This is a genomic window from Methylocaldum sp. RMAD-M, assembly GCF_017832375.1.
GTDB lineage: Bacteria > Pseudomonadota > Gammaproteobacteria > Methylococcales > Methylococcaceae > Methylocaldum.
Map to the genome: position 1 here is coordinate 233183 of NZ_JAFIBZ010000003.1, position 22687 is coordinate 255869.

At 57.4% G+C, this 22687-nt stretch carries 22 protein-coding genes and 1 tRNA gene; 5 read left to right on the forward strand and 18 right to left on the reverse strand.

Annotated features, from left to right (window positions below):
- The first annotated feature begins 180 nt into the window (after positions 1–180).
- The 3 genes from JOD69_RS04755 (at position 181) to JOD69_RS04765 (ending at position 2806) form a co-directional block, all read left to right on the forward strand.
- Positions 181–1572: a nodulation protein NfeD gene (locus tag JOD69_RS04755; RefSeq protein ID WP_086135038.1), complete on the forward strand. Its 1392-nt coding sequence runs from the start codon at positions 181–183 to the stop codon at positions 1570–1572.
- Complete coding sequence (locus tag JOD69_RS04760; RefSeq protein WP_077729849.1) at positions 1569–2330, forward strand: slipin family protein; 762 nt, start codon at positions 1569–1571, stop codon at positions 2328–2330. The genes JOD69_RS04755 and JOD69_RS04760 overlap by 4 nt, the downstream gene beginning before the upstream one ends.
- Positions 2331–2506: 176 nt before the next feature.
- Positions 2507–2806, forward strand: coding sequence for a hypothetical protein (locus JOD69_RS04765; RefSeq protein WP_077729848.1), 300 nt, complete (start codon positions 2507–2509; stop codon positions 2804–2806).
- A gap of 105 nt (positions 2807–2911) precedes the next feature.
- On the opposite strand, the gene JOD69_RS04770 is transcribed toward JOD69_RS04765, so the two are convergent.
- From JOD69_RS04770 to JOD69_RS04830, 13 genes are all read right to left on the reverse strand, one after another.
- The gene (locus JOD69_RS04770) at positions 2912–3535 is read right to left on the reverse strand and encodes a urate hydroxylase PuuD (protein ID WP_205780728.1); all 624 of its coding nucleotides are present in this window, start codon (positions 3533–3535) and stop codon (positions 2912–2914) included.
- A 209-nt stretch (positions 3536–3744) separates the two neighbouring features.
- On the reverse strand, positions 3745–5856 hold the full coding sequence (locus tag JOD69_RS04775; protein WP_077729847.1) for an EAL domain-containing protein: 2112 nt from the start codon (positions 5854–5856) through the stop codon (positions 3745–3747).
- Between the two features lie 276 nt (positions 5857–6132).
- Positions 6133–6209, reverse strand: a tRNA-Met gene (locus JOD69_RS04780).
- Between the two features lie 83 nt (positions 6210–6292).
- A complete protein-coding gene (locus JOD69_RS04785) occupies positions 6293–6805 on the reverse strand; it encodes a phosphatidylglycerophosphatase A (RefSeq protein ID WP_240502470.1) in 513 nt (170 codons plus the stop codon).
- Complete coding sequence (gene thiL, locus JOD69_RS04790; protein WP_086135039.1) at positions 6798–7760, reverse strand: thiamine-phosphate kinase; 963 nt, start codon at positions 7758–7760, stop codon at positions 6798–6800. The genes JOD69_RS04785 and thiL overlap by 8 nt, the downstream gene beginning before the upstream one ends.
- 36 nt (positions 7761–7796) lie before the next feature.
- Positions 7797–8393, reverse strand: a complete 597-nt coding sequence (gene nusB / locus JOD69_RS04795) for a transcription antitermination factor NusB (RefSeq protein ID WP_086135040.1) — start codon at positions 8391–8393, stop codon at positions 7797–7799.
- Positions 8390–8869 (reverse strand): 6,7-dimethyl-8-ribityllumazine synthase, encoded by a 480-nt coding sequence (gene ribE, locus JOD69_RS04800; protein ID WP_077729844.1) that lies wholly within the window; start codon positions 8867–8869, stop codon positions 8390–8392. The genes nusB and ribE overlap by 4 nt, the downstream gene beginning before the upstream one ends.
- Positions 8870–8888: 19 nt before the next feature.
- Positions 8889–9992 (reverse strand): bifunctional 3,4-dihydroxy-2-butanone-4-phosphate synthase/GTP cyclohydrolase II, encoded by a 1104-nt coding sequence (ribBA, locus tag JOD69_RS04805; protein WP_205780727.1) that lies wholly within the window; start codon positions 9990–9992, stop codon positions 8889–8891.
- 2 nt (positions 9993–9994) lie between these two features.
- Complete coding sequence (locus JOD69_RS04810; RefSeq protein WP_086135041.1) at positions 9995–10651, reverse strand: riboflavin synthase; 657 nt, start codon at positions 10649–10651, stop codon at positions 9995–9997.
- A gap of 29 nt (positions 10652–10680) precedes the next feature.
- Positions 10681–11793 carry a bifunctional diaminohydroxyphosphoribosylaminopyrimidine deaminase/5-amino-6-(5-phosphoribosylamino)uracil reductase RibD gene (gene ribD, locus JOD69_RS04815; RefSeq protein WP_086135042.1) on the reverse strand — a complete coding sequence of 371 codons (1113 nt, stop codon included), beginning with the start codon at positions 11791–11793 and terminating at the stop codon, positions 10681–10683.
- Positions 11794–11797: 4 nt separating this feature from the next.
- Positions 11798–12307, reverse strand: coding sequence for a transcriptional regulator NrdR (gene nrdR / locus JOD69_RS04820; RefSeq protein ID WP_077729842.1), 510 nt, complete (start codon positions 12305–12307; stop codon positions 11798–11800).
- A gap of 67 nt (positions 12308–12374) precedes the next feature.
- Positions 12375–13631, reverse strand: coding sequence for a serine hydroxymethyltransferase (gene glyA, locus JOD69_RS04825; RefSeq protein ID WP_086135043.1), 1257 nt, complete (start codon positions 13629–13631; stop codon positions 12375–12377).
- Between the two features lie 201 nt (positions 13632–13832).
- Positions 13833–14882: a PspC domain-containing protein gene (locus JOD69_RS04830; protein ID WP_210023807.1), complete on the reverse strand. Its 1050-nt coding sequence runs from the start codon at positions 14880–14882 to the stop codon at positions 13833–13835.
- A 186-nt stretch (positions 14883–15068) separates the two neighbouring features.
- Here JOD69_RS04830 and JOD69_RS04835 point away from each other — a divergent pair, with 186 nt between their 5' ends.
- Together JOD69_RS04835 and JOD69_RS04840 are read left to right on the forward strand one after the other, a co-directional pair.
- Entirely contained in the window at positions 15069–16400 is a 1332-nt protein-coding gene (locus JOD69_RS04835) for a SpoIIE family protein phosphatase (RefSeq protein WP_166642640.1), read from the forward strand.
- A gap of 52 nt (positions 16401–16452) precedes the next feature.
- A complete protein-coding gene (locus JOD69_RS04840) occupies positions 16453–17568 on the forward strand; it encodes a glycerophosphodiester phosphodiesterase (RefSeq protein WP_086135046.1) in 1116 nt (371 codons plus the stop codon).
- Here JOD69_RS04840 and JOD69_RS04845 read toward each other — a convergent pair.
- The 5 genes from JOD69_RS04845 to JOD69_RS04865 form a co-directional block, all read right to left on the reverse strand.
- Positions 17534–17734: a hypothetical protein gene (locus JOD69_RS04845; RefSeq protein WP_077729838.1), complete on the reverse strand. Its 201-nt coding sequence runs from the start codon at positions 17732–17734 to the stop codon at positions 17534–17536. The two genes, JOD69_RS04840 and JOD69_RS04845, sit on opposite strands and share 35 nt — an antisense overlap.
- 965 nt (positions 17735–18699) lie before the next feature.
- A complete protein-coding gene (locus JOD69_RS04850; protein ID WP_086135047.1) occupies positions 18700–19917 on the reverse strand; it encodes a toxic anion resistance protein in 1218 nt (405 codons plus the stop codon).
- A gap of 184 nt (positions 19918–20101) precedes the next feature.
- Complete coding sequence (locus tag JOD69_RS04855) at positions 20102–21472, reverse strand: ATP-binding protein (RefSeq protein WP_086135048.1); 1371 nt, start codon at positions 21470–21472, stop codon at positions 20102–20104.
- Complete coding sequence (locus JOD69_RS04860) at positions 21469–22152, reverse strand: response regulator transcription factor (RefSeq protein ID WP_086135049.1); 684 nt, start codon at positions 22150–22152, stop codon at positions 21469–21471. The genes JOD69_RS04855 and JOD69_RS04860 overlap by 4 nt, the downstream gene beginning before the upstream one ends.
- A 115-nt stretch (positions 22153–22267) precedes the next feature.
- Positions 22268–22564, reverse strand: coding sequence for a PepSY domain-containing protein (locus tag JOD69_RS04865; RefSeq protein WP_133718289.1), 297 nt, complete (start codon positions 22562–22564; stop codon positions 22268–22270).
- Positions 22565–22687 lie beyond the last annotated feature (123 nt).

A 22687-nucleotide genomic window follows, 5' to 3' on the forward strand; every position in this document is an offset into this window, starting at 1 on the left:
TTTTGCGTCTGCGTAGTTCCCATACACCTGAAGCGTCGCGCGAGAAGAGATTTGCCGCCCGAGAACCGTTAGCGGTATAAGAGAGTCCGAGAAAGAGAAGAATCAATCGGAACCGGAGGCTTGCCGGCGAGCTCCGCCTCGGAAAGGTCAAACACATTCACCGGGAGTCGCGGAGAACGGATGCTGCGAAATATCATCGTCATCTTTATCGGGTTGTGGCTCACGGCGGAGATCGCGGGTGGAGCCGAGCAGCCGTCCGAACGTCCGGCTCCGCCGCCGAAGGTGGTTGCGCAGTTGACGATAGATGGTCCTGTGGGGCCTGCGACCAGCGATTATATCGGCCGTGCGCTGAAGGATGCCGAAGCTCGAAATGCGAGCCTGGCAATCATTCGGATGGATACGCCGGGCGGCCTCGACACGGCGATGCGCGACATCATCCGAATGATTCTGGCTTCGCCCTTTCCGATAGTGTCCTACGTCGCCCCAAGCGGAGCCCGGGCGGCCAGCGCAGGGACTTATATTCTTTATGCCAGCCATGTTGCTGCGATGGCACCCGCCACCAATCTGGGCGCCGCGACGCCGGTCGCCATCGGCGCACCGGGAGGAAACGAAGGCAAGCCCGGGCCGAACGATAAGGATGAGCCGAAAGCGCCGCGCGACTCCGGCGACGCCATGTCCAAGAAGATAATCAATGACGCGGTGGCCTATCTGCGCGGTCTTGCTCAGCTTCGGGGCCGAAACGCCGACTGGGCCGAGAAATCGGTGCGCGAAGGGGTCAGTCTTACCGCCGAGGAAGCGCTTAAGATGCACGTCATCGACATCGTCGCGTCCGATGTTCCTACTTTGCTGGCGAAATTGCACGGACGGCAGGTCGACGTGTTGGGCCGCTCCGTAACGCTCGATTTGACCGGGGCCGCCGTGGAAGCGATCGATCCCGATTGGCGCAGCCGTCTTCTCGCCGTCATCACCAATCCCAATGTTGCATACATCCTGATGATGATCGGGGTGTACGGACTCATTCTCGAATTTTACAACCCCGGATCCATCGTACCGGGCACGGTCGGCGTCATTTCCCTCCTGCTGGCGATGTATGCCTTTCAGGTCCTGCCGGTCAATTATGCCGGTCTCGCCCTGATCATCGTCGGCATCGGTCTGATGATCGCCGAAGCGTTCGCGCCGAGTTTCGGGGCGCTCGGGCTAGGCGGCATCGCGGCGTTCATCATCGGCAGCGTAATCCTGATCGACACCGAACGAATGCCCGGCGTCGGCCTCAGTTGGGCCGTGATTGCGGCATTCGCCCTGGCCAGCCTGATGTTCTTCGGCGTTGCGGTAGGCCTGATCTTGCGGTCGCGGCACAAGGCCGTCGTCACCGGGCGCGAAGAGCTGATCGGTGCGGTGGGGACCGCCCTGGAGGACTTCCAGGAATTGGGCAGAATCCATGTCCGAAGCGAAATCTGGACGGCGCGAACCGGGATTGCGGTGCACAAGGGTCAACGCGTTCGCGTAAAAGGAATGGACGGATTAATTCTCAACGTCGCGCCATTAGAAGAACGAAAGGAGCTAGAGCCATGATCACCACCTATTTCGTCGTTTTTCTCGCCGTCATCGTACTGATGTTTCTGTTCGCGGCGATCAAAGTGCTGCGCGAATACGAGCGAGGCGTCATCTTTCTGCTGGGCCGATTCTACAAGGTCAAGGGACCGGGACTGTTCATCGTCATTCCGATCATTCAGCAGATGGTCAAGGTAGATCTCCGGACCATCGTGATGGACGTTCCGACCCAGGATGTGATTTCGCGGGACAATGTTTCGGTCAAGGTGAATGCGATCGTCTTTTTTCGGGTGATCGATCCGGCCAACGCGATCATTCAGGTGGCCAACTATTACGAAGCGACCAGTCAGCTCGCGCAGACAACCTTGCGTTCGGTGCTCGGCCAGCACGAACTGGACGAGATGCTGGCGGAACGCGAGAAATTGAACATCGACATACAGGGCGTCCTCGATCAGCAGACGGATGCCTGGGGCATCAAAGTATCCAATGTGGAGATCAAGCATGTCGACTTGGATGAGAGCATGGTTCGAGCCATTGCGCGACAGGCGGAGGCGGAGCGGGAACGCCGCGCCAAAGTGATACACGCCGAAGGCGAGTTTCAGGCTTCGCAACGCCTGGTCGAAGCGGCTCGGACATTGGCGCAGGCCCCCAGAGCCATCGAACTACGCTATCTCCAGACCCTGACCGAGGTTGCGGGCGACAGATCTTCAACCATTGTGTTTCCGTTGCCGATGGAAATCATCAGTGCCTTCAGAAGCGGGCAAAGCACGACATCCTGATCGGTTTAGCGCTAGGCCGCACCAGGTGCAGGCCAGCGTGGCGAGAGAAAGGAACGGCAATCGCCGCTCTTTCGCGGCGATACCACAGGTAGGATAATCCGATTGCGGGCAGCCTTGCTGCCCAGGCCGCGGCTCGGTCGCGTCGATTCCTACCAGTCAAGCGAGGTTATGCTGATATGCCGCTATTCATTTCCATATTGCTCACCATAGGCATCATTTATTGGTATTACCGGACCGCAGAGCGGTTGGGATTGAAGTCGCTGCACTGGGGTGTCGCGGGAGCCATCGCTTACCAGGTGCCGGCCTGGGCGTGGATGATTTTGGTTTCCAAACCGTACCTGTCCTCACTCAGAGGAGCGGCGAAAACCGGAATGTCGGCGTTCCTGATCGGTCACTCCTGGATTTTGGTGGGCGCATTATGTGCCGTGTTGGTTTACAAGTTCGTCCTGTTGAAAGCCAATGTTCGGGAATCGTAATCGGTCATTTTTCGGTAGCTACCGAGCAACCGATTCTAGGTTCGATACACGGAAAAAGGGATTCCGAGCTTAAACCGGAATCCCTTTTTGATTTCGATGAACCCCCTACGCCAGGTTTTGGGCGGCGACCATGAAGTAAAGCATCGGGATCGAGGACATGGTGTTGAAGCGGCTGGCCAGCATCGCTGTCCGCGCGGCCGTCTTTTTCTCGTCATCCGTGGCTTCGACCAGCCCCAGCGCCTTCTTCTGATTCGGCCAAATGATGTTCCACACGTTGTAGGCCATGATCAGGCCAAGCCACATACCGAGACCGATATAGGTAGCCTGTCCGCCCTTGAAGTAGCCCAACAGCAGGGCCTGGATGACGTAGCCGTTCAGGATCGCCAGGATCAGTCCGGTGACTACGGTCGACAAGGCAGCCCAGCGGAACCAGAACAGAGCGGCCGGTGCGATGACCTTGCCGATCGCTGGCTTTTGTTCGTCCGGGATCTTGGGCATGGACGGGATTTGGACAAAGTTGAAGTACCACAGCAGACCGATCCACATGACGCCCGAAAGCACATGCAGCCAGCGAAACAGAAACGCAAACCAGACTTGCGACATCTGAACGGTGCCGGTGGCGAACGCCAGAGCCACGACCAGCACGGCGCCGAAGATCAGAGCCCTTTCCAGTTTGTCCAATCCGAATTTCGCAAGTGCGTTGATCACCTGAAGCATGACATTTTGCATTGTCGTTTTCCTCTTTTTTGTTAGTGTTGACTAGACCGTGCAAAGTGTGCGCGGGCTCAACAGGGTATTCTTCTCTCGGGCGGCAATCAAATGGAATTCGGCGGCGTGGCCGACATAGGGGGCTACGATATTTGCGACGCGTAACGCCTTCCTCCGCGAACGCTACACCAGGCGAGAAAACGTGTCAGGCGGGCGGCTAGCGTCCCGGCTTATTCGGTCGTAACAGTTTCCGTATCATGGATGCTTTGCCGACATGGCGCACGGCTCAGCAACCAGTCAGTCAACTCATGGGCGGGCATGGCTCGTTGAATGAAATAACCTTGTCCTTCTTCGCAGCGTTGTTCTCTTAGAAAGTGCAAGTGGCGCGCATTTTCGATGCCCTCGGCAATAACCTTGATTCCCAAGCTGTGCGCCATTGAGATGATGGCTTTGGTGATCGTCCTGTCGCTCGCTGAGGTATGAATGTTCTGGATGAACGAGCGATCGATCTTCAGTGCGTCGATCGGCAATCGCTGTAAGTAGCTTAAAGAGGAATAGCCGGTACCGAAGTCGTCGATCGAAATCCGGATGCCTCGGTTTCGGAACGCCTCGAAGATTTGCAGTGTGGCGTCGAGGTTTTCGATCATGATGCTCTCGGTAATTTCCAGTTCCAGGCAGCTCGGGTCGACTTGTGTTTCAGCAATGATGGCATCGAGTAACGGAACAAGATGATCGAGACGATATTGCCGGACGGAAATATTGACGGCCAGGCGTAACGGATACAGCCCCAGTTTGTGCCATTCGCCGAGTTGCCGGCACCCGGCCCGCAAGACCCATTCGCCGACCGGCAGGATCAGATTGGTTTCCTCGAGCAAGGGTATGAACTGATCCGGCGGTACAAGCCCAAACTCGGGGTGGTTCCACCGAATCAGGGCCTCGACTCCGATGACGCTTCCGGTTTGAAGATTGATTTGCGGCTGATAGCTCAGGACGAACTGGTTCTTCTCCAAAGCCAACCGCAGTTGGGTTTCCAGTGTGAGTCGTTCCAGGGCCGCGGCATTCATGCCGGGCGAATAAAATTTGAAGTTGTTGCGTCCCTCGCACTTAGCCGTGTACATGGCGCGGTCGGCATTCTTGACCAATTCTTCCATCTCGGTAGCGTCCGACGGGTAGAACGCGATTCCGATACTAGGCGAAATGAAAACTTGATGACGTTTCAGGTTAATCGGCTTGTTCAGCGCATGAATAATCTTTTGTGCAACGATTTGCGCCTTTTGCGGCTCCGTGATGTTCTCCAGAATGACCGTGAATTCATCGCTTCCCAAGCGCGCCGTCACGTCGCTCTCGCGGACCGACTGTTTGATGCGCGCGGCGACCTGCCGCAGCAATTCGTCGCCGGCGTTATGACCCAGGGAATCGTTGACGGTTTTGAACCGGTCGAGGTCGACGAACAGCAGTGCGAGGCCGGTATTGTTCTGCCTGGTCCGATTGATGGCTTCATTCAGTCGTTTATTGAACAGTTCGCGATTGGGAAGCCCTGTCAGCGTGTCGTAATGAGTGAGATTGCGGAGACGATCTTCGATCTTCTTGCGTTCGGTGATGTCCGATATGGTCGCGATGTAGTTCAACAACCGGCCGTTCTCGTCTCGTACGACATTGATGGTGAGCCATTGAGGATAAATGTCCTGATTCTTCCGCTTGTTCCAGATCTCGCCCTTCCATTGTCCGGTCAGATCGATAGCCTCCCACATGCTCCTATAAAATGCCTTGTCGTGTCTGCCTGAGCTCAGAATAGCCGGCGTATTGCCGACGACCTCCTCGGGCGCGTAACCGGTGATCGAGCTGAATGCGGGATTGATCGCGATAATGCGCGTTTCGGAATCGGTGATCAGGACACCCTCGGTGACGTTATGAAACAACATCTCGGCAATTCGATCCCGGTTTTCCGATTCTTTCTGGGCGCGGAGCAAGCGTTCTCGGTCGAGAACCTTTTGAATGACAGACGGCAAAAGATCGAAGAATGCCTCGTGCTCGTCCTTTACGACATAATCCGTGGCGCCAAGCCGAAGAGCCTCGACAGCGACATCAAAGGCGTGCTCTCTACAAATCACGATGACGCCGGGGACGAACGGCAAGGCCAGTATTTCACGAAGGGTGGTCAGTCCGTCCTTCCCAGGAATAAATTGATCGAGAATCACGAGGTCGTACTGTTCCCTAGCCAGCGTTTCCAGAGCCTCGTCGCAGCTTGCGGCGATATCGACGCGATGACCAAGTTTCGTTAGACGTGCCTGTACGAGAAGCGCCAGGGAGGCGTCTTCTCCAAAGTAGAGGAAGTGAGCCATTATGATTTGTTATTGTGCTGGGACTGGTGAACCAAGCTTAGTTTATCGCTCAGGACATAACCACAGTTCGGCACACAAAGCGTGCTTGCTCAGAAGAACATCGGATCGTGCGGCTTTATGTCGCGATCCAGGCGGAGCGGGCAAACCCGGTTGGCAACTCGGGCGTTAATCAGACGTTCGGCAGGAGGAAAAGAGACGGCTCGGTTTCTGCGTATCAACGGGATCGCCAGAAACGAAAAAAGCCTACAGATGTTGATCTGTAAGCCCTCAAATTGTTGGTAGCGGGGGCAGGATTTGAACCTACGACCTTCGGGTTATGAGCCCGACGAGCTACCAGACTGCTCCACCCCGCGTCAATTCAGAGTACTATACCGTAAATGCTTCCTCGATGCAATCCAACGTTTACTTTGGGTAACGAAACAGGCTCTTCGGATCTTCAGATTCCGAATCCCGTTCGTAACAATATTAAGCAAATGGCTGCGTAAATACCGGCCAATCCATCATCGAGCATTATTCCGAGTCCGCCGTGAACGCTACGGTCGAGCATGGCGATCGGCCAGGGTTTCCAGATGTCGAAAAGACGAAAGGCCAGGAAGCCGGCGAGCACCCATTCCCAGGAGGCCGGCGCGAACATCATGGTGATGAGAAAGCCGGTAATCTCGTCCCACACGATGCCCGGATGATCCTGCACGTTGAGCTGTTGCTCGCACCGCCCGCAGATATAAACGCCGGCGATCAACAAGACGATTACGGTGAGTGCATAAAACGGGGTGCTTAGATTGGCTGCCAGCAAGTAGATCGGAACGGCGACCAGCGTTCCGAAGGTTCCCGGTGCGACCGGCGCAAGACCGGAACCGAAGCCGAATGCCAGGAAGCACGCGGGATTACCGAAAATCTCCGCCGGTTTGATGAGGCGATGGGACCTTGTTTTTATTGTCTGATTAATCACTGGAAAAGTGCTGATATCCGTCTTGGGAAAGCTCGATGGACCTGCCGTCTTTGAAGAGTCTCAGGCCGGTTTGCGGCTCGATTTGGCCAATCAGGGCGAACGGAAAACCGCCTGTCGTTAGGCAGCGCTCCAACTTCTCCCGATTTCCCGGCGGAACGGTGAAACAAAGTTCGTAATCGTCGCCCGCCGATAACGGCATCCGCCAGTCGCCCGTTTCCTCGATATAACGGCGTACCCCGTCCGGTAATGGCAACCGTTCCCAGGCTAGCGTCGCGCCTACGCCGCTAGCTTCCAAGATATGTCCGAGATCGGCGGCAAGTCCGTCGGACACGTCGATACCGCTGTTAGCCAAGCCGCGCAGCTTCAAGCCGATATCGACGCGGGGTTCCGGTCTTTCCAGATGGGCAATGGCCGTTTGGTCTTCGATACCGGTTCGGCCCTGACGCATCTTGAGTCCCAGCCCTGCGGCGCCCAATTCGCCGGTCAAATAAATCAGGTCGCCGGGACGCGCGCCGGAACGTCGAAGAGCGCCGTCTCGCGGCGTGAGGCCAAGGGCCTGGACGGTAATGGTCAAAGGGCCGCGGGTGGTATCGCCGCCGATCAATTCGACGCCGTAGCGCTCGGCCAAAGCGAAAAAACCCTTTGCGAAACTTTGCAGCCAAGCGGCGTCGGCATGGGGAAGGGTAAGCGCGAGCGTCACCCACTTGGGCTTCGCTCCCATCGCGGCGAGATCGCTGAGATTAACGGCCAGTACCTTGTGGCCCAGGCTTTCCGGATCGACATCGGACAGGAAATGGACTCCTTCCACCAGCGTATCGGCGGTTACAGCCAGATCCTCGCCTTCCTCGACGCGCAGTAAAGCGCAATCGTCGCCGACGCCCAAAATCGTGGACGGATGCTTGACGGTTTGATCGGTGAAAAAACGGCGAATCAGTTCGAACTCACCTAAGGCCATGGCATTGTGCAAAGTAGAAGGGTAGTGCGGCAACTGCTAGGTTTTATGCCGCGTTTGTATTTCCGCCGTGCGGTGCTTACGGGCTAAGCGATCCAAGATGCCGTTGATGTACTTATGGCTTTCCGTGGCTCCGAAGTGCTTGGCGAGATCGATGCCTTCGTTGAGCACCACCCGGTACGGTATTTCCAGGCGGAACAGCAGCTCATATGCGCTGATCCTAAGGATGGCCCGCTCCACTGGGTCGATTTCGGCAACCGGGCGATCGGCGAATTCGCCCAGCGCCGAATCGATCGTGTGAAGGTGTCCGGGCACGCCATGCAGCAGTTCCTTAAAATAACGGGCGTTGATTTCGGGTGCGCAGCAATGCTCGATCAGCTCGTCGAGCGGCGGCCTTTCGGGCTGCTGATCTTCCGTTTCCCTCTGGCGGCAGTATTTCTCGAGCGATTCTTCGAGCAGATTTTGTTCGTGATCGGTCAGGTCGTATCCGCTCTTATATCGTCTGAAAAGGACCTTTGCCTCCTTCAATTCACCCAGGAACTGGGCTTCGATCGCCGACAGATCGGCGTCGCTCAACTGCCATTGATAAACGGCCTGTACCGCGCAGCGGCGCGCCATGGTTCGCGCATTACTCATGCCGAACCTATCTGGTTCAATAAGTTGACCATCTCGACCGCGGATAACGCTGCCTCGGCGCCTTTGTTGCCGGCCTTGGTTCCGGCCCGTTCGATGGCCTGTTCTATGGTATCCACCGTGAGGACGCCGAAGGCGACCGGAATTTCATGCTTGAGCGAGATGCTGCTGATGCCCTTCACGCATTCGCCGGCCACATAGTCGAAATGAGGCGTTGAGCCGCGAATGACAGCGCCGACGGCCACGATGGCATCGTAGCGCTTCGAGGCTGCCGCTTTCTGCACCGCCAGCGGCAGTTCGTAGGCCCCGGGCGTCTTGACCAGATGGATATCCTCTTTTTTCGCGCCGTGCCGCAAAAGGGCATCCACCGCGCCGGCAACCAGATGGTCGACGATGAAGCTGTTGAAGCGTGACGCCACGATGCAGAAGCGGGCGCCCTGGACCAAGAGTTGGCCTTCGTAGGTTTTGATATCGGACATCGATGTTCTCTCTATATTCTCAGGAAACGTATTCGACGACTTCCAGCCCGTAGCCGGATAAGCCAAGGTATTTTTTCGGCGCGCCCAATACGCGGAGCTTGTGCACACCCAAATCGGCCAGGATTTGCGCACCCGTTCCGGTGGTGCGCCAATCGTCGGTCTTCGGCTCGTCGACAGCCATTTCGATGCCGTTATCTTCCATCTGATACTGGTGTATGCGTTCGACCAGAAACTTGTCGTCCTCCTCCTTGCGGATAACCACCAACACTCCGCGCCCTTCGTCGGCAATACGTTTCATGGCATTGCGCAGGGGCAGTCCGCTGTCGTTCCGTCTGGCACCGAAAAGATCGCTAAGGAGATTGCGTCCGTGCACCCGGACCAGTATCGGCTCGTCGCCAGCAACTTTTCCCATGGTCAGCGCCAGATGCAGGCGCTTGTCGACTTGATCCTGATAGGCGTGCAAACGGAATTGACCGAATTCCGTCGGAAAATCGCAGGAGCAGATCCGCTCCACGGTCTTTTCGTTCTGAATCCGGTAATGAATCAAATCGGCGATCGTTCCGATCTTGAGTCCGTGCTCTTGCGCGAATTTCTCCAAATCGGGGCCACGGGCCATGGAGCCGTCTTCGTTGAGGATCTCCACGATCACCGCGGCGGGCTCGAGCCCTGCCAGCCGAGCGAAGTCGCAGCCGGCCTCGGTGTGTCCGGCGCGATTGAGCACCCCTCCCGGTTGCGCCATCAGCGGAAAAACATGACCCGGCTGCACCAAATCGTCCGGCTTGGCGTCCGGCGCTACAGCACAAAGAATGGTGCGGGCGCGGTCCGCGGCCGAAATCCCGGTGGTGACACCGCTTGCGGCTTCGATGGATACAGTGAAATTCGTGGAATGCGGCGTCTTGTTCTCGTTCACCATCAAGGGCAAGCGCAGCTGCTGGCAGCGTTCGCGGGTCAACGTCAGGCAGATCAGTCCGCGGCCGTAACGCGCCATAAAATTGATGTCCTGGGGACGTGTGTGCACGGCTGCCATGACAAGATCACCCTCGTTTTCGCGGTCCTCGTCATCCATGATGACGACCATTTTGCCGAGGCGGATGTCCTCGATGATTTCTTCGATGCTGTTCATGTTCAGGAGATAAAGCCGGTATTCTTGAGAAGTTCTTCGGTGATGGCCGGCCCGCTTTCGGCGGCGCGATCGCCGAGCAGAAGGCGCTCCAGATAACGGGCCAGGATGTCCACTTCGAGGTTCACCCGCTGCCCCACGCCAGTTTCGCCCAAAGTGGTCTCGGCCAAGGTATGGGGAACGATGTTGATACCGAATCGATTGCCGTTCACTTCGTTCACCGTCAGGCTGATCCCGTCGACGCAAATCGAGCCTTTCTCGGCGATGTATTTCGCCAAACCGGCCGGCGTTTCGATGGTAAACCGCACCGAGCGGGCTTCGCTGCGCTCGTCGACCACCGTGCCCACGCCATCCACATGGCCGCTGACGAGATGCCCTCCGAGGCGGGTGGTAGGGAGCAGGGCGAGTTCCAGATTGACATGGGTTCCGGCTTTGGCTTCACCCAATGTGGTGCGCGACAGGGTTTCGCGCGAGACATCGGCGGCGAAAAACCGGTCTCCGAGTTCGATTGCCGTCAAGCACACGCCGTTGACCGCGATGCTGTCGCCCAATTGGACATCGGCGAAAGGCAGTTTGCCCGTAGCGACCGTCAAGCGGCAATCGCCGCCTTTAGGCTCGATGCGGGTTATTGTTCCGATTGCTTGGATAATGCCGGTGAACATAAAGAGCTCGTTGGTGATTCAAAAAAACGCTACTGCCTGAGCAAGGTCAGCCTGAGGTCGCGCCCGACCTGCCGCACGTCGCTAATCGTCAGCTCGAACCGCTCGGCCATCCGGGTCAAATCCGGCAAGTGGAATAGTCCGCGCGCCTTATCGCCCAAAACCACCGGCGCGAGATATATCACCCATTCGTCGACCAGGTTTTCCCGGAGCAAGGCGCCGTTCAGAGTCGGGCCGGCCTCCACCAGAACTTCGTTGAATTGATGGTGTCCGAGCCAGTCGACGACCGCCGTCAAGTCCAGTCGCCCGTCAAGCGTTGCGGGCAGGGTTTCGATGTCGAAGCTGTCCGATAAGGTCTGAGTTCGTTCCTCGTCCGACACGGTCGTCAAGACCACCGCGCGGTTCCCCCCGCCGGCGAGACGCATGCTCGCGGGCATGCGCAGCCGGGAGTCGAGGACGACACGGACCGGCTGCAAAATCTCTCCCGCCGCTTCCGGCAAGCGTGCCGTCAGTTCCGGGTCGTCCTGCAGCGCCGTGCCGATTCCGGTCACGATGGCGGAGCTTCTGGCCCGCAAACGATGGGCGTCGCGGCGAGCGTCCTCGCCGGTAATCCATTTGCTTTCGCCGGAGGGCAGGGCGGTGCGACCGTCCAGGCTCATGGCCAGTTTGCTGCGGATATAAGGCCGGCCGGTTTTCATGCGCTTGCAGAAACCGGGATTCAGTGCCGCCGCCGCGTTTTCCAAAAGCCCACAGGCGACGTCCACGCCGGCGTCTCTGAGTGTTTTCAGACCCTCGCCCGCAACCCGTGGATTCGGATCTTTCATGGCCGCGACCACGCGGGCGATCCCGGCCGAAATCAGAGCGTCCGTACAAGGCGGCGTTTTGCCGTGATGGCAGCACGGCTCCAGGCTGACGTAGGCAGTCGCGCCGTACGCCCGAGCGCCGCTTTGCCGAAGCGCCTCGACTTCGGCGTGAGGGCCTCCCGCTTGTCGATGCCAGCCCTCGCCGACGATTTGGCCGTCTTTGACGATGACGCAACCGACGCGCGGATTGGGATCGGTCGTGTATAAACCCCGCTCGGCTAGATGCAGCGCACGAGACATGAATTCCGCATCTTCGCGGGCAAAAACCGTAGATAGCTCCATCGGGCTATGGCTCCGAATCGTCGCCGAACAAGTCCGGCTGATCCTTCTTTTCATCCGGATTCGGCTGTTTCTCGAGACGATCGATGACCTCGCGAAACTCGTTCACGTCCTCGAAGCTGCGGTACACCGAGGCAAACCGAACATAAGCGACATGGTCAAGCCCGCTGAGTTCTTGCATCACGCTTTCGCCGATCAATCGCGATGAGACTTCGCGCTCGCCGCGGGCCAATAGCTTCTTTTTGATGCGATTGATGGCCGCCTCAATCCGGTCGCTCCCCACCGGTCGCTTTTCGAGGGAGCGAAGAATGCCGGCGCGAAGTTTTTCTTCGCGGAACGGTTCACGGCTGCCGTTGGCCTTGATCACCCGAGGCATATTCAGCTCCGCAGTTTCGTAGGTCGTGAAGCGTTCCCTGCATTCGGTGCATTCGCGGCGCCGACGTACCTGATCGCCTTCCTGTGACAAGCGAGAGTCGATTACTCGGGTGTCTTGAGCACCGCAAAATGGACAGCGCATTATTGTTTTTTTGAAAGCGGAACGGCGCAGCCCGGTAAAAAATCCGCGTCGCTCCGAGAAAAAACGCTCAATCCGCGTAGACGGGATATCTGCGGCAAAGCTGAAGCACGTCCTCTTTTACACGCTCGATGACCGATTCATCCTGCGGCTCGTCGAGTACGTCACACATCCATCCGGCCAGCGTTTCGCAATCGAGCTTGGTGAAACCGCGGGTGGTGACAGCCGGAGTGCCGACGCGAATGCCGCTGGTGACGAACGGCGACTGGGGATCGTTCGGAACGGCATTCTTGTTTACGGTAATGTTGGCTCGTCCCAATGTTTCGTCCGCCAGTTTGCCGGTAAGTCCCTTCTCGATTAGGTCCACAAGGAACAAATGGTTGTCGGTGCCGCCGGAGACGATTTTGTACCCGCGGTCGATGAAGCGTTGCGCCATGGCGCGCGCATTTTCGACGACGTTCGCCTGGTATTGCTTGAATTCCGGCTGTGCGGCTTCCTTCAAGGCGACGGCTTTCGCCGCGATCACATGCATCAAAGGTCCGCCTTGAATGCCGGGGAAAACCAGTGAGTTCAGTTTCTTTTCGATATCCGGATTGGATTTCGCCAGAATCAAGCCGCCGCGCGGGCCGCGCAGGGTCTTGTGGGTGGTTGTCGTGGTGACGTCGGCGATTTGTACCGGGCTCGGGTAGACACCGGCCGCGACCAGTCCCGCGACATGCGCCATGTCCACGACCAGAAAGGCGCCGACCGAATCGGCGATGTCGCGGAAGCGCTGCCAGTCGACAACGCGCGAGTAGGCCGAGAAACCGGCAACGATCATCTTCGGCCGGTGCTCCTTGGCCAGGGTTTCGACCTGTTCATAATCGATATGGCCGGTCGCCGGATTGAGACCGTACTGGATGGCGTTGTAAATCTTGCCGGAGAAATTGACCTTGGCGCCGTGGGTCAGGTGGCCGCCGTGGGCCAAGCTCATGCCGAGTATGGTGTCGCCGGGTTCGAGCAGGGCCATATAGACCGCCGCATTGGCCTGCGAGCCGGAGTGAGGCTGGACGTTGGCGAAATCGGCACCGAAAAGTTCCTTTGCGCGTTCGATAGCCAGACTCTCGACGATATCCACATACTCGCAGCCGCCGTAGTACCGTTTGCCGGGATAACCCTCGGCATACTTATTGGTGAGCACGGTGCCTTGTGCTTGCAACACACGGGGACTGGCGTAGTTTTCGGAAGCAATCAGCTCGATATGGTCTTCTTGTCTTCTTTCTTCTTTTTCAATGGCAGACCACAGTTCGTCGTCGAATCCCGCGATTTCCATACCCTTGCTAAACATAAAAGCGAACCTACAGGCTGGTTAGATGAATGGCATATTGTAACGCAACGGCCACGGGGACAAACTCGCTTTGTCATACAAAAAATTATTCGACGATGGATCACCTCGAGTTGGCGGCATGGCAGCAGTAATTCGGTACTGGCGGGGCCGGCGTGGGCCATACACACCTTTGGTTCCGGAGCGTTTTGGCCGCTGCTGCATTCAATCCGGCAGCCGGAAGGATTTCTCGGCGAATTTTTCCTTGAGGAATCGTCCGTGCACCAGCAACCCTTGGGCGTCCTTTTCAAACAGGCTTTTCGCAAGATCGTGCAGGGCGCGATCAAGCAAGTTCAGTTGGTCGTTGAGCGATTCCTCGGCGGTCTTGCCGCTGCTCAACTGTTGCGAGCGCGCCAAGGCCGGCGGAAGTTGCAGATATTGGTTGACGGTATCCGGCAGATAATCGAAAGCGATCTTGCGCACCTCGAAAGGCGTCAAATCGAACACATCGCCGCCGCTATCGGTCCTATCCATGAGGAACGCCAGTTTTTCTTCGATTTGTTGCAGCGTGCGCAAGGTGCTTTCACTCGCACGTTCGCGCAGTATTTCTCTGAGAGGTGCGAGCCGTTCCTTCCATAACCTTACGTGCGGCGAAATCATGTCGGCATCGCCCACGGTGAGGTGTATCTCCTGATCGATCAATTCGTTCGAGGCGCGTTGAAGCTCATCCTTCAGTTCCGCCAGTTCCATGTGTGCGCGTTTGAAAGGAGGCAGGTTTACGGGGAAGGGCAGCATTTGTTTCAGGATGGCCGGAAAACGCAGCAACGCCTGCTCCCTTAGCGAATCGATCGTTCTCGGCGCAAGACCGGTATGTTCGAAATAGGGCGCGATGATCTTGATTACGTCGAAGGTTTCCTGAACCTCGTCGGCGATTGGCGCCGGCAACCGGCGATGGGCCTTGCGGACCAGTTTCTCGACCCGTCTGAGTTCCCGTGACAGACGCCAGGACACGTCCGGCATCGGCGCCTCGGTTCCGGCCGGCAACAGTGCCCAAAGCGCCAGATAAATCCACATCGTCAGGCTGAACGAAAAGAACACGGATAGGACGAAGAGAAAACGCACCAGCGTGACGTCTACGCCTAAATAATCCGCGATCCCTGCGCATACGCCGCCCAGCCTGCGCCGCTGACGGTTGCGTTGGAGTTTGGGGCTGGAACTCATTTTTCGGAGCGGTTGGAACGGATTTGCTGTATCCGGATAGCCAGTGTTCGGCATGGGTCTAGATTCTAAACGAGAAGTTGACACTTCGAACGAAAAAGGTCGGGAAAGTTTCGAAATCCGAAACGCCGCGGTCGGAAAAGCCGTACGGATTAAGCCGGCGCATTCAGCACAATGGCACATCCCGATTCCGGTAAGATAGCGGGTAACGAGTTGGAACGCCAAAGTGCGGAAATCCTAGCAATGAACGATTTAGAAACAGGACAGAACCCGATTGGCCTCACCGAATCGATTTCCGAGATGGCGAGCGTCGACTGGGAAAACTTGGTGGATCACAGAACCTGCGTTCAGCAGAACGAGCCTCTGGCTCGCGTCCAGGAGAAGTTCCGGCAGGCTGACGTCAGCTTCATGGCCGTCCTCGACAGGAAACGCGTGATCGGCCTGTGCGCGCGCCACGAAATCGGCATGTGTCTCGGCTCTCAATACGGGTTCTCGCTGTTCGGAACGGCGCCGGTCCGCGATCATCTGGTCGCACAGCCTTTGTTGATCAACATCAACCAGCTTTGGGCGGACGTGCTTCAGCGCGTGTTTTCGCGGACCGGCGAAAGCTTCAATCAGGACGTGCTGTTGGTCGACGATAGATGCACGTTCCTGGGGCTTATTTCGGTGCAAACCTTGGTCCGCCTCCAGACCCGGCTGTTGATGCAAAGCATCGTGCAATTGGAGCAAAAGCAGGCCGAAATCAGCCGACGCAATCAGCAGTTGACGGAAGACTTGCGCATGGCCCGCGAGGTACAGCTGGCCATGTTGCCGCGGACGGTGCCGACCATTCCTCCCGAGGTCGCGCCGGACTCAAGTGTTGTACGCATTTTCAGCCACTATGCCCCCCTCGGTCTGGTAAGCGGCGATTTTTTCGAGGTTTTTCCGATCGCCGACGATGCTATCGCCATTCTGATCGCTGATGTTATGGGGCACGGTGTGCAGGCAGCCTTGGTGATGGCGATGATGGGGGCGTTGATACAGAATCATCGCGAGGCGGCTAGCGATCCGGGCAGGTTACTGACGTCGCTGAACCGAAGTCTTTGCGAGATTTTGAAGTGCAGCAATCTGTCGACGTTTGCCTCGGCTTTTTCGTTGGTGATCGATATCGGAGGCGGCCAGCTCCGATACGCCAATGCCGGACATCCTTGCCCCATCCACCTACGTCGGGGATCCGGACGCGCAGTGCACCTGGATTGCGCGCAATCGAGCAATGGCGGCGTACTCGGCGTGAGACCCGACGTGACTTATCGTACCGGTAGCGCCGAATTGAAGGCGCGGGATGCCGTGCTGCTCTTCACCGACGGACTGTTCGAAATCCGGGGGGAGGACGACGACATCCTCGGCCAGGAGCGTTTGCTGGAGTTAGCGGCAGCGACCATGAGCCAATCGGGCGAGGTACTGGTTCAGGAACTGCTCAACGGTGTTCGTGGCCCGTCTCTCCATGGAGAGTTCGAAGACGATGTATGTTTGTTGGCTGTCGAAATCGGCGATATCGCGTTCGAAAAATCCCGTTTTCAAGTGTGCATGGAATAGGCAGAATCTCCGAACCAATGGGTTTGGATTTAGCGTCTGCTGCATTCTGATCATGACCGGTTGTACGCCTCACTCAAGCTTTCCGACCTTAAGCGGAGCACCGCCCGTCGTCATCGCCCACCGTGGCGCTAGCGGCTATTTGCCGGAACATACGCTTGCAGCGTATGAGCTCGCGATCGAGCAAGGCGCGGACTTTATCGAGCCCGATCTGGTGTCCACCAAGGATGGGATGTTGATCGTGCGTCACGAGCTAAACATCAGCGAAACCACCGATGTTGCCGAGCATCCCGAGTTCGCCGCCCGCCGCACTTCCAAGATCATCGACGGGAGACAGGCGGAGGGCTGGTTTGCCGACGATTTCACGCTTGCCGAAATTAAGACATTGCGCGCCAGGCAACGTCTTCCGTTCCGCCCGCAGCAGTTCAACGACCGCTTCGAAATCCCGACCTTCCAGGAAGTGGTTGAATTGGCAAAACGAGCAAGTGAACGGAGCGGACGGGTCATCGGCATTTATCCGGAAACCAAGCACCCCACTTACCATCGCTCGGTCGGCCTGCCGCTGGAGGAGAAACTGGTCGAGATGCTGAAGCGATACGGACTGAACGGAAGAGCGGCTCCTGTAGTGATCCAGTCCTTCGAGACGGACAATTTGAAAGCCTTGAGGAAGATGACGGAGGTCCGGCTCGTGCAGCTCATCGATGGGGATGGTGTTGCGCCGGGTGGCGGCCCGATACCCGGCAAGCCGTACGATTTCACCGCAGGCGGCGATCCCCGTACCTATGCGGACCTTTTGACTCCGGAGGGGCTAATGGAAATCAAAACCTATGCCGACGGAATCGGACCATGGAAACGTTATTTGATCGGTCTTGCCGATCCCGGCGAAGTCGGCGCGTCGGAGAATGATTACGGTGAGAAATTGGGGTACCCGACCGCTGTCGTTCGGGATGCGCACAGTGTCGGCCTGTTCGTTCACGCCTGGACGTTTCGCGACGAGTCTCGCTATCTGGCAAGCGACTATGGCGGCGATCCGCTGAAGGAGTACCACCAGTTTTATAGCTTAGGCGTCGATGGCGTATTTTCGGAGTTTCCCAACACGGCAGTCGCCGCGCGTGCAGGCAAGAAAAACAAAGGGATCAAGTCCCGCGATAGATTTCAAAATGGCCGTTGATCAGATGACTGACGAATTCGGTCCATGTCATCTGTTGATTGGGTTCGGCATTCGGCATCCAAGCGTTGGGATCGTATTGTATCGCTACCGTGTTTGCCGCCGGATCCAAGCCGACGATCTGGAAACGGTTACCGGAAAGATGGTCGTGTCCGACATGTTTGTTCATAGGGTAGGTCTCCTATTTGAGTCATCGCAGAAGATAAGTGGATAAGTGAAGTCATCGACGTTCGATGAGCCAGGGCGGCTAAGGAGATTCCGTATTCTAGCTTAAGAGTGGCAGTTTGTAGGTGTTTTGCCCCTTGAAGGTGATTCTAGCGCGCATGTGACCGATTTTTTCTACAGTTTGGGAATCTTCCGAGGTCGAATGGCGCGCTACCGGATCTTGCGGGACACCAAAGAACCCGTTGCGTCATTAGTTTGTCAAATAGAAACGATAGCCTCGTGTTAGGAAAAGACAACAGGAAGAACTTATATGCAGAACGGGTGTATCAAAGTCATTGGGCGTCGGCGCGTTTATCCGGTCCGAAAGGGATGGAATGAGCCGTTAGAAGCCCACCGGCGGGACGCGAACGGGAGTGAAAACGAGTGCCAGAAACAGGAGACACCGAGCACTCAAACTATTCCGACGCAGCCGAGCCGAATGGAAAGGGATTGACAGTTCGAATACGAACGAGCAGAAGGTGAAACGGTCTGTCGGGGATGATGCTTTATTGCTCCGCGCCATTCCCCCTCGCATGACCATCCGATGCCGCCTCGTTGGCTAGTCGGTCGGAATTGTCGATAACGCGAAGCTTACGACATTGCGACCGACGAGCGGCCGGCGTCGTGATGCATCTGGCGCAGTTCTTCGTATTGTGTTTAGGGGCATCATGCCACCTCAGCGGAACTGGCGCCGGCCAACGAACCTGTTACGAGCTTTCACGGATACTTCGAAGAATCAATCATCTAGGCCAAGATATCGGTTGACTCAACAGGGTTCCCTAGCCTCGATAATGCAATTGGCTAACGGAGTTCCTAACAGGCTTTGGAGTCCAAGTCTCTTGCTTACCCACCTCGTTCTGGATTCGCCGTGTTCTGCCGGAGCAGAATCTGGTTGTAAAAGCGAGATGCTCTTCCGCTGTCGGGCTCGCTTTAGAGCCGAATCTCGTCCGATTCGTCCAATTCGAATTCTTTGATGACCTCGGCTTGCTGTTCGCTCCGAACCCGGTCGAGATAGGTCTTGGCTTTATCGACTTCGTGCGTTAGAAGCTTGACGGTCTCCTTCATATTGCCGAGCGCCTGAGTCTTGTATGTCGCTATCGCATCCATGGTCTCGTAGATATTCTCGAACGCCTGTTTCAGCTGATCCAGGGATACCGCCGAACTGGCGGCTTGTTCGTGAGTACGGGCCGCTTGCTGTTTCAGGAGGCGCGACGTGGAGGCGATGAGATTGCCGGTGGTGGTGTTCAAGGCTGAAATCTGATCCAGCACCAGCTTTTGATCGGTCAGCGCTTGCGCCACGATGACCGCGGTTCGCAGTGCCGATATGGTCGTCGACGTGGCTCGGTCGACGCCTTTGATCAGCTCCAGGTTGTTCTTGCGAATCATGTCCATCGATAAATAACCCTGGATCGTCACCGCCATCTGGGTCAGCAGATCCTGGACTTTCTGGCGCGTATAAAAAAGCATCTCCTCGCGGACGACGCGCGCTTTCTCGGGATCTTGCGCCTCGATTTCCGGTAGGCGGCGTTCAATGGCCTCGTCAAGTTTTTTCCCCACATAGATGTATTGCTCGAGCCTTTGCATGACTTCCCAGGCATGAATTTTTTCCTGCTCCAAAGCGGCATTGTCTTTGCGGAGCTCGTCCTGGCCATTGTAGAGCGCCTGGATGATGGCGTTCAGATGCGTTTGCGCGGATTGATAGCTTTCGAAGTAATTTTTGAGCTTGTTGCCGAGCGGAATGATTCCGAGGAGTTTCCGCGGGGCCAGGAGGTCGCCCTGACGCGAAGGGTCGAGCTGCTCCACGGTCGCGCGCAGTTCCTGAAGCGATTTCGAGATGCTCGAAGACTCGTCATACACTCCGGATTTCATGGCCCGTACCGGGCGTTCCAGAAGCCGGTTCGAAACCGTTGCCGCGGCCCTGATCTCGCGATTGCCCATGTTGTGTACGCCGGATAGCCGTTCCCGGAATTCGGCGTCGTTCACATCGGCGGCTAGGACGGTGTGCAGGAATTCCGTAATTTTCTCGTCCAATTTGGAAATGGTTTCCTGATCCAGTTTAACCATGCTGGTCGCCTGTTCCTCGTCGATTTCGGGGACCGGCTGGGGCGGAGTCAAGGTCAGAGTGTCGTTCGAAGTGGCTTCGGCCATGGTTTTCTCCGGATGAAAATACGGTAAAAAGTAGTCAGTAAAAGGCGAATTCGCATCCCAATCGCAAACGGTCGCTTTAGTCGCGATCCTTTCAATCGCAAACGATCGGTTCGGGAGCGCCGGGATAACCCTTTCATTAGATCGAATTCGAGACAATTTATCGAACTATTCGATGCGGACCATGTTAGCCGACATTCCGAATCACGATTGCTGCCCCCCCGAGCGGGCTTCGCTCGATCACGAGCTGGCCGAGATAGGTCCGCACGATGGAATCCACGATGGCGAGGCCGAGGCCGTGCCCGGGCACAGACGAATCGGTGCGCTCACCGCGGCGGGTAACGCGCTCGGCCACATCTTCGGCAATTCCGGGGCCATCGTCGTCCACCCGCAGTTCGAGATGCGAGCTTGTTCCCAGCGGTTCCAAAACCGTCCGGGCGCTCAGTTCGACTCGGCTTCGACACCACTTGAAGGCATTGTCGAGTAGGTTCCCAAGGATCTCGAGCAAATCGCCCTCGTCGCCGTGAAAGACGACGTCGTCCTCGACCATGATTCGGCAGTCGACCTGTTTTTCGGCATAGACCTTGGCCAGTGCGGCCGCGACTTGGCGGGACTTTTCCGCGACACTGACCGGCGGAGTCAGGTGGGTTCGCCCGGAGGCGGCGGCTCGCTTCAGTTGGTACTCGATAATTCGAGTCATGCGGTCGATCTGTTCCTGGGCTACCGCGCCGATTTCGCTGTCGGCGTCCGAATTCTGTTTTTCGATGGCGCCGCGCAACACGGCGAGCGGGGTTTTCAGGCTGTGCGCGAGATCGCCCAGCGCATCCCGATACCGGGCAAGGTGGGACTGTGCATTCTCCAACAGAGCATTGAGGTTGTCGGTCAGTCCGCGCAGTTCTTCCGGATACTGGCCAACGAGTTTGTCGGCATGGCCCGCTTCGATGGCCGAAAGGTCGGCCGCGACCCGGCGGAGCGGCGAGAACGCCCAGCGGAGAATAGCGCCTTGCACCAGCAGCAGCACTAGCGCCGCGGCTCCGAGCCAGCTCCAGAGACTGCGCCGGAATTGATTGACCTCTGCGTAGAATCCGTCCAGGGTTTCGGCCACGCGAAACACGCAGCGAACCGGTCTTCTGCGCCCCTCTTCCTCCCACAGTACGCTGAAACTGAGCACATAAACCGGCGTGCCGTCTTCCAATACGGCGCTGCTGAATGTGGCAGTGCCGGTCTGAGGTGTGAGTGTCGCGGGAATTTCAATGCCCGCTGCGGACGGGGATCGCCAGTCCGGCTTGCGGTTGCCTCGACGGATGTCGGCGTAAAGCCCGGACCCGGTTTGATTGAAGCGAGGCTCATGCAGGTTTTCGGGGCCCTTCATGACGCCTCGGGCATCGAGTTCCGAGCCGGCCAGAAGGGTATAGACAAACCCTTGCAGCCTGTCGCGCATGGCCGCCTTTGCGCTGTCGCGGAAGGCCTTGTCGAGGACCAGCCCGGTTGCGCTGAGAAAGGCGATCAGCACCACACTGGCGACGAGCAGTCCCCTCGTCCGAAGGGAATAGGTCATCCGGGCGTGCGTTCCAGGGTAAACCGGTAGCCGCGTCCGCGGAGCGTCTCTATGGGGCGATGGACGTTCTGGGGATCGAGTTTCCGACGCAGCCTGGCGATGAAGACTTCGATCACGTTGCTGTCCAGATCGAATTCCTGGTCGTAGATGTGTTCGGTCAGGGCCGTTTTGGAGATGACCTTGCCGGTATTCAGCATCAGATATTCGAGAACCTTGTATTCCTGCGCGGTCAACTCCACCGGCTGGCCGTCGACACGTACGCTCTGTGCTCCGGTATCGAGCACGATAGGGCCGCACCGCAGCAGGGATTGCGCGATGCCGGCGGACCGCCTCAACAGCGCCTTGGTCCGGGCGAGCAGTTCTTCGAAATGGAAGGGTTTGCTCAGGTAATCGTCGGCTCCGGCGTCCAGCCCTTCCACCTTGTCTTGCCAGCGGTCGCGCGCGGTGAGGATCAGAATCGGAAAGTTGATGCCGTCGGCGCGCCAATGTCTGATGACGTCGATGCCGGACACCAGCGGCAGCCCTAAATCGACGATAGCCAGATCGAACGGATATTCGTTTCCCATAAAAACTGCTTCCTTGCCGTCGGCCGCGGTGTCGACAGCGTAACCGAGGGCTTGCAAGCGCGACTTTAGCTGAGAGCGGAGCTCGGCTTCATCTTCGACGATCAGTAGGCGCATGAAACTCGCTTGAACACAGCTTGTTTGAGGGACTTAGCCGACATCACTCGTGGCAGCGGAGTTTCGGCACGGGAGCCAACCGCAGCGATCATTCCGGGCTGGCGCCTTTGGTGTCTCATCGGTTGGCGTCGACATGGAAGACGCGCACGCGGCCGTCCGGCATGAGCACTTTGATGCGATAAGTGATCGTGCCGTTATTTCTGATGGTATCGGCAGCCAGTATGCGACCGCCGGTTTCACGCCGGATGCGCTGAACAGCCTCGTCTAGGCTTATGCCGGGCCCGAACTGAGGCTGGCGCGCGATGAACGGCGTCATCAAACCCTCCGGACCGAACGGCGGCTGTGAATAGGACGGAAATGCCATCAGCAGCGAACAGCCCAGGGTGAAGGACAAAAAGCGTTTGTTTATCACGCGGCTCGATGCGACTAGGGCGTTTCCGAAGTATGAGCCGGGCCGCAAAATGCCGCCCGGCACTGAGGTAGGCGCAGAATAACACTGTCGTTTCCGGACCGACAACGGGCTCTACCAAGCCAC

Excerpts from the sequence above, each read along its gene's own strand:
- JOD69_RS04755 (WP_086135038.1), top strand. The coding sequence starts at position 181 with ATGCTGCGAAATATCATCGTCATCTTTATCGGGTTGTGGCTCACGGCG.
- JOD69_RS04760 (WP_077729849.1), top strand. The coding sequence starts at position 1,569 with ATGATCACCACCTATTTCGTCGTTTTTCTCGCCGTCATCGTACTGATG.
- JOD69_RS04765 (WP_077729848.1), top strand. The coding sequence starts at position 2,507 with ATGCCGCTATTCATTTCCATATTGCTCACCATAGGCATCATTTATTGG.
- JOD69_RS04770 (WP_205780728.1), bottom strand. The coding sequence starts at position 3,535 with ATGCAAAATGTCATGCTTCAGGTGATCAACGCACTTGCGAAATTCGGA.
- JOD69_RS04775 (WP_077729847.1), bottom strand. The coding sequence starts at position 5,856 with ATGGCTCACTTCCTCTACTTTGGAGAAGACGCCTCCCTGGCGCTTCTC.
- thiL (WP_086135039.1), bottom strand. The coding sequence starts at position 7,760 with ATGGCCTTAGGTGAGTTCGAACTGATTCGCCGTTTTTTCACCGATCAA.
- nusB (WP_086135040.1), bottom strand. The coding sequence starts at position 8,393 with ATGAGTAATGCGCGAACCATGGCGCGCCGCTGCGCGGTACAGGCCGTT.
- ribE (WP_077729844.1), bottom strand. The coding sequence starts at position 8,869 with ATGTCCGATATCAAAACCTACGAAGGCCAACTCTTGGTCCAGGGCGCC.
- ribBA (WP_205780727.1), bottom strand. The coding sequence starts at position 9,992 with ATGAACAGCATCGAAGAAATCATCGAGGACATCCGCCTCGGCAAAATG.
- JOD69_RS04810 (WP_086135041.1), bottom strand. The coding sequence starts at position 10,651 with ATGTTCACCGGCATTATCCAAGCAATCGGAACAATAACCCGCATCGAG.
- ribD (WP_086135042.1), bottom strand. The coding sequence starts at position 11,793 with ATGGAGCTATCTACGGTTTTTGCCCGCGAAGATGCGGAATTCATGTCT.
- nrdR (WP_077729842.1), bottom strand. The coding sequence starts at position 12,307 with ATGCGCTGTCCATTTTGCGGTGCTCAAGACACCCGAGTAATCGACTCT.
- glyA (WP_086135043.1), bottom strand. The coding sequence starts at position 13,631 with ATGTTTAGCAAGGGTATGGAAATCGCGGGATTCGACGACGAACTGTGG.
- JOD69_RS04830 (WP_210023807.1), bottom strand. The coding sequence starts at position 14,882 with ATGCCGAACACTGGCTATCCGGATACAGCAAATCCGTTCCAACCGCTC.
- JOD69_RS04835 (WP_166642640.1), top strand. The coding sequence starts at position 15,069 with ATGAACGATTTAGAAACAGGACAGAACCCGATTGGCCTCACCGAATCG.
- JOD69_RS04840 (WP_086135046.1), top strand. The coding sequence starts at position 16,453 with ATGACCGGTTGTACGCCTCACTCAAGCTTTCCGACCTTAAGCGGAGCA.
- JOD69_RS04845 (WP_077729838.1), bottom strand. The coding sequence starts at position 17,734 with ATGAACAAACATGTCGGACACGACCATCTTTCCGGTAACCGTTTCCAG.
- JOD69_RS04850 (WP_086135047.1), bottom strand. The coding sequence starts at position 19,917 with ATGGCCGAAGCCACTTCGAACGACACTCTGACCTTGACTCCGCCCCAG.
- JOD69_RS04855 (WP_086135048.1), bottom strand. The coding sequence starts at position 21,472 with ATGACCTATTCCCTTCGGACGAGGGGACTGCTCGTCGCCAGTGTGGTG.
- JOD69_RS04860 (WP_086135049.1), bottom strand. The coding sequence starts at position 22,152 with ATGCGCCTACTGATCGTCGAAGATGAAGCCGAGCTCCGCTCTCAGCTA.